This window comes from Bifidobacterium canis (assembly GCF_009727065.1).
Lineage (GTDB): Bacteria > Actinomycetota > Actinomycetes > Actinomycetales > Bifidobacteriaceae > Bifidobacterium > Bifidobacterium canis.
In genome coordinates, this window is sequence record NZ_WNLP01000001.1 from 505,456 (window position 1) to 517,430 (window position 11,975).

8 protein-coding genes and 2 pseudogenes are annotated in these 11,975 nt (G+C 58.3%); 3 read left to right on the forward strand and 7 right to left on the reverse strand.

The window, feature by feature from the left end; genetic code table 11:
* Positions 1-76: 76 nt before the first annotated feature.
* From GSD1FS_RS02080 to GSD1FS_RS02100, 5 genes and pseudogenes are all read right to left on the reverse strand, one after another.
* A pseudogene (locus GSD1FS_RS02080) lies at positions 77-1,002 on the reverse strand (LysR family transcriptional regulator).
* A 72-nt stretch (positions 1,003-1,074) separates the two neighbouring features.
* Positions 1,075-1,707 carry an HAD family hydrolase gene (locus tag GSD1FS_RS02085; protein ID WP_343030161.1) on the reverse strand — a complete coding sequence of 211 codons (633 nt, stop codon included), beginning with the start codon at positions 1,705-1,707 and terminating at the stop codon, positions 1,075-1,077.
* A gap of 175 nt (positions 1,708-1,882) precedes the next feature.
* Positions 1,883-3,664 carry an FAD-dependent oxidoreductase gene (locus GSD1FS_RS02090; RefSeq protein WP_155588145.1) on the reverse strand — a complete coding sequence of 594 codons (1,782 nt, stop codon included), beginning with the start codon at positions 3,662-3,664 and terminating at the stop codon, positions 1,883-1,885.
* A gap of 35 nt (positions 3,665-3,699) precedes the next feature.
* Positions 3,700-4,263 (reverse strand): redoxin domain-containing protein, encoded by a 564-nt coding sequence (locus GSD1FS_RS02095; protein ID WP_155588146.1) that lies wholly within the window; start codon positions 4,261-4,263, stop codon positions 3,700-3,702.
* Positions 4,264-4,427: 164 nt separating this feature from the next.
* Positions 4,428-6,247 (reverse strand): annotated as a pseudogene (locus tag GSD1FS_RS02100) (bifunctional ADP-dependent NAD(P)H-hydrate dehydratase/NAD(P)H-hydrate epimerase).
* 211 nt (positions 6,248-6,458) lie between these two features.
* On the opposite strand from GSD1FS_RS02100, the gene bsh reads away from it, so the two are divergent.
* The 3 genes from bsh (at position 6,459) to GSD1FS_RS02115 (ending at position 9,426) form a co-directional block, all read left to right on the forward strand.
* Positions 6,459-7,403: a choloylglycine hydrolase gene (gene bsh / locus GSD1FS_RS02105; protein WP_155588147.1), complete on the forward strand. Its 945-nt coding sequence runs from the start codon at positions 6,459-6,461 to the stop codon at positions 7,401-7,403.
* A 101-nt stretch (positions 7,404-7,504) separates the two neighbouring features.
* Complete coding sequence (locus tag GSD1FS_RS02110) at positions 7,505-8,263, forward strand: carboxymuconolactone decarboxylase family protein (RefSeq protein WP_155588148.1); 759 nt, start codon at positions 7,505-7,507, stop codon at positions 8,261-8,263.
* A gap of 101 nt (positions 8,264-8,364) precedes the next feature.
* Positions 8,365-9,426 carry a cation diffusion facilitator family transporter gene (locus GSD1FS_RS02115; RefSeq protein ID WP_155588149.1) on the forward strand — a complete coding sequence of 354 codons (1,062 nt, stop codon included), beginning with the start codon at positions 8,365-8,367 and terminating at the stop codon, positions 9,424-9,426.
* A gap of 99 nt (positions 9,427-9,525) precedes the next feature.
* Here GSD1FS_RS02115 and GSD1FS_RS02120 read toward each other — a convergent pair whose 3' ends face one another.
* Positions 9,526-11,127, reverse strand: a complete 1,602-nt coding sequence (locus tag GSD1FS_RS02120) for an ABC-F family ATP-binding cassette domain-containing protein (protein ID WP_155588150.1) — start codon at positions 11,125-11,127, stop codon at positions 9,526-9,528.
* Between the two features lie 259 nt (positions 11,128-11,386).
* A complete protein-coding gene (locus tag GSD1FS_RS02125; RefSeq protein WP_343030170.1) occupies positions 11,387-11,923 on the reverse strand; it encodes a DNA-deoxyinosine glycosylase in 537 nt (178 codons plus the stop codon).
* Positions 11,924-11,975: the final 52 nt, after the last annotated feature.

The window sequence follows — 11,975 nt, forward strand, 5'->3', positions numbered from 1 at the left end:
ATAAATACCAAAAGTATATTGCAACAGCTGGCGAAATACAATAGCAAGGTGTGTCTGCGCCGGAAGAGTCAAAGAATCAATCGTCGATGAGCTTGTAGCCGTGCGAGTCGATCACCTGCTTGAGCTTGTCGAGGTAGGTTTGCGCCGCCTTCGAGAGTTTGGCGCGTTCGTTCGTGATCCAGCCGACGAGCATCGTCTCGTCGGTGTCGAGCGGCACCGTCATGATCTTCTCATTGTTGAGGTCGCCGTTGTCGATGCCCGTGCACACGGTGTAGCCGTTCAAGCCGATGATGAAGTTCAAAATGGTGGCGCGGTCGGTCACGTTGATCTGTTTGGGGGAGTAGTCGGGCCACACGGCTTCCTCCGCGAAGAAGAAGCTGCCTTCCTCACCCTGCTCGTATTGGATGAACGGGAACGGCTTCAAGTCTTCCATCGTCACTTTTTCTTCATCGCCAACGGGTTGTCTTTGGAGATGAACACGTGCAATGGCGCACGGAAGAGCGGGTGGAATTCCAAGTGCTTCTCACGCAGCATCTTGCCGATCACATGCGTGTTGTAGTCGGAAAGATAGAGAATGCCGATTTCCGAGCGCATGTTCGCAACCTGGTTGATGATGTCTTTCGTGCGCGTCTCGCGAATCGTGAACTCGTATTCGTCCGATTTGAACGAGTTGATCATCTCCACGAACGCCTCGACTGCGAACATGTAGTGCTGCGTGGACACCGAGCACAGCTGCTTGCGTGGCTTCGCGTTCTTGTACCGTTCCTCGAGCAGGTCGGCCTGGTCGAGCACCTGACGCGCATAAGTGAGGAACTCCGCGCCGTCCACTGTCAGGGCGATGCCCTGCGAGGAGCGGGTGAAGATCTCGATGCCCAGCTCGTTCTCCAGTTCCTTCACTGAAGAGCTCAACGCCGGCTGCGAGACATACAAGGCGTGCGAGGCCTCGTTCATCGACCCGCATTCCACGATTTTCACGATGTATCTGAGCTGTAATAATGTCATGGTTTCCCTGCTTATGCGCGTATGGCTTCGGCTTTCATCATAGCCGCATCGTCGCTGATGTGCAGTGTTCGTTCAGCGCAGCGCGCGCAATGTGCGCAGATCGCGGCGCGCTTGTTCGGTATCGGTGAACCGAAACGCATGCCAGCCCACGTTCTGTGCGCCGCGCACGTTCTTCTCGGTGTCGTCGAAGAACACCGTGGTGCTTGGCGTGAGATTGAAGCGTCGCTGTGCAAGTTCGTAGATGTCCGCGTTCGGCTTGCGTTTCTTTTCGATGCCGGAGACGACTGTGCCCTGCAGCAGTTCGTCCAACTGCGGGAACTTTTCGAAGGCGAAGTGGAACGTGTCGGCAGACCAGTTCGTCAAACCCCATACGCGTATTCCTTGTGCGCGCAGGTCGCGCAACAGTTCTTCGGCGCCGGGGATGAGGCGCGGCAATGCATCGTCGTAATGCTCGATGTAGTAGCGGAACACGTTCGCGATGTCATCGCCTTGTTCCCGCCTGACTGTTTCGAGTTCGCTGGTGAAGGGGATGCCGGAGTCCATGTCGTCTTCATACCGGAAGAATCCGTAGGGGTCATCGTCGGCGCAGATTTTCTCGACCAGCTCTGCGGGGTAGTGGCCGTCGAGCGCGGCATGGCATTGCCAGTCGATGAGTACGCCGCAGAAGTCGAACACGACGTCGGTGATTGGCTGTGCTTGGTTCACGAAGACCTCTTTCTCGCTGGGTTCCGGCGCTTGGCGTTGCTTATATTCCGTGCTGTGTGCTGAATATGGATTTGCCGGCTGTCTGCTTTCCGACACTGCTTAGTGTAGCGTGCCGTCGGCAGACAGCCGGCAAATGACTCATATATTTTGTATTTCAGTCGCGAAACCGCTTCGATCAGATTTCGTCGATCAGGTCGAGCATCTGGGAGACGTTCTTCTTACCGAATTCGATCTTCGACTTGCCGTTACGATGCAGCACGATGCATGGGACGCTCATCACGTCGTACTTCTCCTTGAGTTCGGGGAAGTGGGCGACGTCATAGGCTTCCGCACGCACGTTCTCGTTGAGGGCGGCGATGCGTTGCGAGGCACGCACCGTCTCCGGGCACATCGTGCAGGTGAGTCCCACCAGAATCATGATGTCCACCGGATCGTGAATCGCTTCGATGCGTTCCTTCTCGTCTCCGATCAGCGGCTGGCCTGGGCCTGCGGCATTGTAGAGACCGAGAACGAAGGAGTTGAACTCGTGGCCGGTCGGCACGCCATGGAAGACGAGTCCGGTGGGCACGAGCATGCCTGCGTCGTCGCGAACCATCATGCGCACCATCGGCGTAGCCGCGGGCAATGGCTCGTTCACGTCGAACGCTCCGCGACCGGAGTTTTCGAGATCGCCGGCGGTTTCTTCAACCATGTCGAGCTTGCCGGCGCTCAAACGCACCAGCTCACCGATGAACGCCTTCAGCTGCTCCGATGTGGCAGTGTTGTCAAGCTGCAATTGCAGGGTGACGGGGCGCTCCATGCGGGAGAACACCACGTTGAGCTGCTTGATCACGTCATCGTTGAACACCACGCTGGCGGTGTTCTGTGGATCCTGCGCTTCACTGCGATCGGAGGCAGGGGCCGGAGTGGTGTTTGCAGGAGTGCTGTTGGCAGCCTTCTCGGATTCCTCCTCGTAAACGGTGTGCTGCGGGCGTTCCGGAACCAAACCGGTTTTCTTGCTCATCTCTGCGGCATAGCGCTCCAAGCCGACTGCGGCGATAGCGCCATCGGCCGTTGCGGTGACCACCTGACGAAGGTCCTTGACACGCAGGTCACCTGCGGCGAAAATGCCGGGTTCGCTGGTTTCGAGGTGTTCATCGGTGATCACGTAGCCGTGCGGATCGAGTTTGACGAGATCCTTGACCATCTGCGTCTGCGGCACGTAGCCTGCGAACACGAAGACGCCGAATGTACCACCGTTGTCTGGCTTCCACTCGTATTCGGAACCGTCTTTGACGTTACGCAACGTGGCGCTTTCCAAGCCCTTGGAGCCGGCTTGCACGCCGACGAGCTCAGTACCGTAGTGGATCTCGATCTTCGGATTGTCTTTGGCGGGTTGCGCCACCGTCGCATCGCAGGTGAAATCGTCTTCACGTACCAGCAACGTCACTTTGCGTGCGAAGCGGGTGAGGAACACGGATTCCTCGGCTGCAGCGAAGCCGCCTCCGACCACGATCACGTCTTTGCCGGTGAAGAATTCACCGTCGCAGGTCGCGCAGTAGGCGACGCCACGGCCGGCGTATTCGAGTTCACCGTCGAAGCCGATCTTGCGCGGGGCAGCGCCCATCGCGAGCACCACGCCGAAGCAACGGTAGTCGCCGCGCTTGGTGTGCACGATCTTGAGGCCTTCGGTTTCGGGGTCGTCTTCGATGCCGGTGACATCGCCGACGGTCAGTTCCGCACCGAAATCCTGCGCCTGCTGGCGCATCGCGCTGGTGAGCTTACGCCCATCGGTGCGTGGCACGCCAGGGTAGTTGACGACCTCGGCTGTGATGGTGATCTGCCCGCCGAAATCGGCCTTTTCGATGATGAGCGTGCGGTAGCGTGCGCGCGCCAGATACATGCCGGCGGTGAGTCCCGCCGGGCCGCCGCCCACGACGATCGCATCGTAGAGCGGGGTGTGCTGAGCATCAGTCATATGATCCTCCAATCAGCAGTGCCGTTGAGCAGCGATCAGAGCTCTCCAACCAAGTCAAGGCTCGGCTCGAGCGTCTCATCGCCTGGCTCCCACTTCGCCGGGCACACCTGATCTCCGTGCTCATAGACGAATTGCGAAGCCTTGACGCGGCGCAGAATCTCTTCGGCGTTGCGTCCGACATTAGACGAGATCACCTCATAGGCCACGACCTTGCCTTCTGGGTTGATGATGAAGTCGCCGCGCTCGGCCAAGCCACTCTGCTCGTTGTAGGTGTCGAGATCGCGGGCAAGCGTCGCCGTGGTGTCGGCGAGCATCGGGTATTCGATCTTGCCGATCTTGTCGTTGGCTTCATGCCAAGCCTTGTGCACCCACTGGGTGTCGCAGGAGACGGAGTAGATCTCACAATCAGCCTTCTTGAACTCCTCGTAGTGATCCTGCAGATCCTCCAACTCGGTTGGGCACACGAACGAGAAGTCAGCTGGGTAGAAGAACATCACCGACCAATGCCCGAGCAGGTTCTCCTTGCCAACTTCTTCGAGCTTGCCGTTATGGAAGGCGGGAACGGTGAAATCAACCACATCATGTTGCAACATTGTCATGAGAGAACTTCCTTTCAGTAGAGCTCGGCGTCATCGCGAGCTGTTTTGAGTTCCTTCTCGAGTATGGCTCGATATGGCGCTCATTGCCAAGTCCTCAACTCTGAGCGAATGAGTGCAATGTCACATATGAGATTGGTCACACAAGCCTGCATGCAGGCTCTCTGCTAGTTATCGATGTTCTCCAACACATCGAAAGCGTCTGGAATCGCTTCGATCACGTCGGTGGCGATGATCGGATGCCCTGCGGCCGTTCTCTGATCAGATTTCTCGGCTCCGTAGATCTGCGGGTGGTTCCAAGCATGATGCGTGTTCTGCGAGGCGAGGGCTGCGGCCAGACCATGCATGTACGCACCACCGGCCACGACCTCGGTGATGGAGGCGGGATCGTCGAGCAGGGTTTGTGCCTGCTGCGCGAGAAGGGCGCCGAGCATGCCGGCGAGCACGTCTCCGGCTCCGGCTGTGGCAAGCATGGCGGGAGCCCTGCCGACGACCAGCGTGCGAGTCATCGAACCTTCTTCATCAGGGCCGACGACGATCGTCAAAGCGCCTTTGAGCAGTACCGTCGCACCGGTCAACTGTGCGGCTCGTTGCGCATAGTGCAATGGCTGTTCGTTGATCTGCTCGACTGAAGTGACTTGATCGATGCGGCTGAGAAGGCGCGCCAGCTCGATGGCATGAGGCGTGATCACCACTTGCGCAGGCACACGCTTGGGTAGCAGATCCAATGCGCCGGCGTCCACCACTATCGGCGGCATCTGCATCGCCTCATCGTCATTGCCGGCGTCCGCATAGTCCACGTCTCCGCCGTCGATGTTGGAGATTGATTCCGCGCGTGACTCACTGTGCAGTGCGTAGTGGGCGAGCAGCGTGGCGATGGCTTGCCTCTGCATGTCTTGCTCGCCTTCGCCTGCGGCGGGAACGCCACAGCCGACCACCCAGGATTCCACGCGACCTTTGCCTATAGTCGCTTCGGGAAGCGATTGCAGCACGAGATCCTGTGCGCGTTGTGGCCCTAAATATCGCACCATGCCGATGTTCGTGCGTGCCGCCGCCATCGTAGACAGCACTGCGGCACCAGGGTATTTCACCGAGCCGGTGATCAATCCGGTCACGCCACGGGAATACTTCGAGTCGAAGGGGAGTGGCTCACGGAGTGACGAACCGGCGAAACTGGCATCGGCCGATTCCACGGTGGCGGTCATGTTTTCAAGGTCGAAACCGAAATCGACCACCACAACCCGCCCGCAAGCGAAAGCGGCTGGTGGGAGCATCGCGCAGGGTTTCATCGCGCCGAACATCACCGTCACGTCGGCGGGAATATATGCTCCAGGAAGCGCACCGTCGTTGACACCGATACCAGACGGCGTGTCTACCGCGACGACGATCGGTTTGGAATCCGCATCTTCGCACACATAGTCTCCCAACGCTTCTGCAAGCGCCGCAGGAATGCCACGCAATGCGCCGTGCACGCCGATGCCGGCCATTGCGTCGATGATGATCTGCGAGCGCTTGGCGAAGCGGATGGCTGCGGCAAGGCGTTGCCCTGCTTCACCGGATGAGAAGCCGGTGGGCACCCGGGGATGTGTGACTGCGGATCGAGTGTCCAGATGTGCCCGCCAGCTTGAATGAAGGTGGCGAATGCTTCGCTATGCAATTGCTTGCCAACGACGATGGCGGTCACATCGATGCCGCGCGAGGCGAGGAACGCCCCCGCGAACAGTCCATCTCCGCCGTTGTCTCCCGCACCTGCGAGCAATGTGACGCGCAGATCGTCGGGATCCGTGTCGAGGTCTGGCAGGAGTTCGAGCACGGTGTGTGCCGTGGCTCGTGCGGCCATTTGCATGAGCGGCGTGCCTTCTTCGAGCAGTGGCCGTTCCATGGCGCGCACCGTGTCGACGTCGTATGCGGTTGAGGTCAGCATGTCGACATGCGTGGTGTCGGTTTGCGCGTCGCTTCCCTGCGATGCGCGAGATCGTGAAAACATTGGCGACGCCATGTGTACCCTCATTCCTGTTGTTCGCATGCCCGATGGCATGCGGTCATACTTCTCCACTGTAGTACCGCACGCATTCGCAGAACTTCACCGAGAAAGATAAACGGGCACTCTGCTTTCCCCGATTCCTACAATGGCGGTAGCGTTCCATGCGGATTCCCCGTGTGAAATATGGAATGAATGTCTATGGAAGGAACGTTTTATGTGCACTGCCATCCGTTTTGATGATGACCATGATTCCATGTATTTCGGCCGTAACCTCGACTGGTCGGAAGACTACGGCGAGAAGTTCGTGTTCGCACCGCATGACTACCATTATCAGCCCGCGTTCAATGCGGAAGACAAGAATCACCCGGTGCTCGGCATCGGCATCATCGTCGATGACACCCCGCTGTATTTCGACTGTGCGAATGATGCCGGACTCGCTGTGGCAGGTCTCAACTATGCGCGGTATGCGAAGTATGCGCAGGAGCCGGTGAACTTCACCACCAATGTCGCCGCCTACGAGTTCCCGCTGTGGGTGACGCGCAATTTCACCAGTGTCGATGACGTGCAGGAGGCGCTGAAGAACGTGACGATCGTCGCTCAGGCGATCAACAAGCAGTATCCGGTGGCAACGTTGCATTGGATGATAGCCGATGCGAAGCGCAGCATCGTCGTGGAATGCGATGCCGACGGCTTGCACGTGTATGACGATCCCGTTGACACGCTCACCAATCAGCCTCCGTTCCCGCAGCAGATGGAGAATCTGGGCAACTACGCGCATGTGGCGCCACGCACGCAGAAGTCGGTCAAGTGGGGCAACGTCTCGTTGGCGACGAATCAGGATGCGAACAGTTCGGAAGGTTTGCCGGGCGGCTATGGTTCGGTGGCACGTTTTGTGCGCGCGGCATACAACAACATGCATTACCCGACGCAGAGCGGCGAAAAGGCGAACGTGAACCGCCTGTTCAAGACGCTGTCGATGGTGTCGGTGATCGAGGGAACCGCGATCAGTGCGAACGGCGAATTTGAGAAGACGCTGTACACGAGCTGCTTCAGCGGCGCCACGCGCACGTACTACTTGAAGAAGTATGACGACGAAACCGTTGCGTCGTGCGCGATGAGCGATTTCGACAACTCCGCCAACACGTTGCAGACGAAGTGAACCACTACTTAACACCGTTGGAAACGAAGTGATTCTACGCTGGTTGCTGTTCAGGGGGCTTGCGGATATGCGAGCCCCTTTGCAACTGTAAGGAGACCCGCATGTTCGAAGAACTGCATAGGAAGATGAATAAGTTCTGGAACGACGATCGCACGTTGAACGAAACCGATCCGGAGTTCATCAAGATGTTCAGCGACTTCGCATATGACGAGGTCATCAATGACGAGAACGCGAACGATCCCGCGCTTGACGACAAGGCTCGTTGCATGGCGATCATGGCGTCGCTGATCGGCGCGCAGGGCATGGATGCGTTCGAGATGATGCTTCCCGTGTCGTATCGCGCAGGAGTCACCTCCGTGGAGCTCAAGGAGATCATCTACCAGTCGACGGCATATGTGGGGTTCGCGCATATGCTGCCGTATTTGAAGAAACTCAATGATTTTCTGGGTGCGCAGAACGTTGCGCTGCCACTTGCGAAGCAGGGCACGGTGACCGGCGACGACCGTGCAAAAGCTGGCGAGAGCAAACAAGTGGAGATCTTTGGCGAGAAGAGACGCGGATTCGCGCAATCCGGCCCTGAAGATACTCGGCATATCAATAAGTGGCTTGTAGACAACTGTTTCGGTGATTACTACACACGCGATGGACTGACCAACGCGCAGCGCGAAATGGTCACGTTCTGCTTCCTCATCGCGCAGGGAGGGTGCGAGCCGCAGGTTCGCGCGCATGTGCGGGGCAATCTCAACGTCGGCAATTCCGAGCATTTTCTGATCGCCGTGGTTTCGCAATGCCTGCCATATATCGGGTACCCACGCGCATTGAATGCGATCGCCTGCATACGCGATGTGATCGACCAATAGATACATAGATAAGCAGAGCATCAACAAAAGATGCATATAGGTGTATGACTAGCACAGATACGCAACTGACAGACAGAGATAGAGATAGGAGAGAACACACCATGGCCAGTGAGAATACTGCAGCTGAGAGCAGGACGATACCGCCGAAGTCCGGCAACCCGGTCGTCGTGCAGGAGAAGAAGCATGAGGGTGCCACAGTCAAGGCGGCGTTGGCGGCGAACATCGGCGTTGCGATTGCGAAACTCGCCGCTTGGATGTTCACCCGTTCGTCGGCGATGCTTTCGGAATCGGTGCATTCGATCGCTGACTGCTCGAACGAGATCGTGCTGATGATCGGCAACCGTGTGTCGAAGACGCGGCAGGATTCCGCGCACCCGTTCGGCTGGTATCGAGTGAAATACCTGGCGTCGTTCGTGGTGGCGACGCTGCTGTTCTTCGTCGGCGGCTTCTTCTCGACGAGCGAGGCCGTCAAGAAGATCACGGCCGTGCTCGCCGACCCGTCGATTCGTACGGCGAACCGAGGTGAACTGGTGATCGCATTGATCGTCGTCATCATCAGCGCCTGCTTGGAAGGGTATGGCTTGCACCAGTCGATCAAGGAATCGAACGAACGCATGCATCACACCGGCATGCCGAAGATGGGCGTCTACAAGTTCTGGCGCATCACCAAGTCCGCTGATTTGGCGTCGGTCATCATGGAAGATACGCTGGCGTTGATCGGCTTGGTGTTTGCGTTCCTCGGCATCGGCTTGGCTATCGCGACGGGTGATGAGCTGTTCGATGCGCTCGGCGGCATGGGCGTAGGTCTCGTGCTGATCGTCGGATCGTTGCTGCTCGCTTACAAGACCGGTTCGTTGCTCATCGGAGAATCGGTGAGCAAGCTCACGCAGGAGCGCATCATCAAGGCCGTCGAATCCACGCCGGGCGTGGAGGAGCTCATCAACATGCAGAGCGTGCACATGTCGGAAGACAACATTCTGCTGTGCCTCAAAGTGCAGACGTCGAAGCTCGACCGCGACTACGACGTCGATACCGTCAACAAGATCGAGGCGTCGATCCGCACGTCGATGCCGTGGTACAACTGGGAGATCTACGTGGAGCCGGATGTGTTGCGTTCGTCGCAGGCCGGTGAGCCGGATGAGCCGGTGGAGATCGGGGAGTAGTTCCTCGGCGGCAGGCACGGCATAAACGGCAAATACGATTTGGGGCCGAAGGTGTGTGTTCACCTTCGGCCCCAAATCATTGCTGTGGGAAAGCAGGTTTTACTCTTCAGCGACGAGCTCCAGGTAGGAGTCGTTCCACAGGTCCTCATCACCGTCTGGCATCAGCAGCACACGTTCCGGACGCAGTGCTTCGACGGCGCCCTCGTCGTGGGTGACGAGCACGATCGCGCCCTCGTATTTGGAGATGGCTTTGAGAATCTCGTCTCGCGACGCCGGGTCGAGGTTGTTCGTCGGCTCGTCGAGCAACAGCACGTTCGCACGCGATGTCACCAAGGTGGCGAGTGCCAAGCGCGTCTTCTCACCGCCGGAGAGCACTTTGGCTGGTTTGAACGCGTCATCGCCGGAGAACAGGAACGAGCCGAGGATCGAACGCGCTTGCGTGTCGTTCAGTTCGGGAGCCACATGGCGCAGGTTCTCCAATACGGTCACGTCAAGGTCAAGCGTGTCGTGTTCCTGCGCGAAGTAGCCGATCTTCGCGCCGTGCCCGTATTCGACGACGCCGGTATCGGGTTCCTCGAGATGGGCGAGCAAGCGAAGCGTGGTGGTCTTGCCCGCGCCGTTGTAGCCGAGAATGACCACGCGTGAGCCTTTGTCGACCGCCAGATTCACGCCGGCGAACACGATGTTCGAACCATAGGCCTTCGAGATGTCTTTCGCCATGATCGGCGTGCGCCCGCATGGTGCCGGTTCCGGGAAGCGGATGTCGGCGACCTTCTCTTTCTTCTCGGCTTCCGAGGTTTCCGACAGCAAGCGTTCCGCGCGACGGATCATGTTCTGCGCTGCAACGGCTTTCGTGGCCTTCGCATGCAGGCGGATGCCTTGCTGCATCAGTCGTTCGGCCTTCTTCTCGGCCACTTCGCGTTCACGGCGGCGACGTTCCTCGTCCACGACGCGCTGGTGCAGGTAGGCTTTCCAGCCGAGCGAATACATGTCGATCTGGCCGCGTTGCGCATCCAGATGCCACACTTTGTTCACCACTTCGTCGAGCAGTTCGGTGGAGTGCGAGATCACGAGGAACCCGCCCTCGTATTTCTTGAGGAATTCACGCAGCCACAGAATCGAATCGGCGTCCAAATGGTTGGTTGGCTCGTCGAGAATCAACGTGTCGGCGTCGGAGAAGAGGATGCGCGCCAGTTCGATGCGCCTGCGCTGGCCGCCGGAAAGCGTGCCGAGTTTCTGGCTCATGACCTCTTGCGGGAGTCCCAAGCTGGCGGCCATGGCGGTTGCCTCGGATTGTGCGGCGTAGCCACCGGCCTTCTCGAAGTCCTGCATCGCCTTGTCGTAGCGATTCATGGCCTTAGTCATCACGTCAGGATCCGGGTCGGTCATCTCCTTTTCCGCTTTGCGAATGCGTTTGATGATCGTCGCGATGTCTCGTGCGCTCATCATGCGGTCCAGCGCGGTCTGTTCGGGGTCGGCGGCATGTGTGTCTTGCGGCAGGTAACCGAGTTTGCCACTGACACGCACCGAACCAGCGGTCGGGAGCATGTCTCCGGTGATCACACGGGTCAACGTGGTTTTGCCTGCACCATTGCGGCCGACCAAACCAATTTTGTCTCCCTTGGTCACATGGAAGTTCGTAGGGTGCAGCAGTGTGCGCGCGCCGATTTGAATCTCAAGGCCTTGCGCATCGATCGCCATAACTCACCGTCTTTCTTGTATTCATCCGTATCATTCAGCGAGCCGCGCGGTTCATCATCTTTTCAGCGGCTTCCATCAAGCAGGTCAACGTAGATCAGTCAACGCAGTCAACATAGACAGCATAGCCATGTGCGCGTATTTGTTCGCGCACATGCCGCTCCGCTCGATTTGTCGACCAATATATATTGGCCAGTTCGCACTAACTATCAAATATCAAACGAATCTGTGCGATGGGGCGGTCATGCTGCTCAATCATAAATCAGTCAGCGGGAAAAACGGCGTCCCTGTAGATGTCGATGAGCTGATCCAGCGTTTTCGCGGCATAGGCCGGGCTCGTCGACGGCAACGCTGTTTCCGGCACGTTGATGCCGTTCTTAAGCAGGGTCGGCTCGCAGTATTTGTGATACAGCTGGTTCGCCTTCGCTCCGCACGCATAGATATGGCTGATCTGCGAGTGCGTGATGATAGTCGTCAGATCACTGGGCACGACGTTGCGTATGCTCGCATCGCTCGCGCCAACGATGTCGCAGGACTCGATCGTATCCCATAACGCTATATGGTGGCGCAATGCGAACGCGCGACGAGTCTGCGCGGTATTGCCAACCACGTCGTCGGGATCGTTCGGGTCGGCGAAGAGAGCCTGCATGATCGGCCAGAACCTGTTGCGCGGATGCATGTAGAAGAAACCGTATTCCCTCGACTTCGGGCTGGCCATCGTGCCCAGGAACAGTCGTGTGGAGTGTTCGTCAAAACAGGGGCCGAACCCGTGTTCAACATGGGTGAGCTTGCCCTGCACGTCATGGTGTGGGCCGCGAGCGGCGCGCGGTTTGCCGGTATTGCTTGTGTGA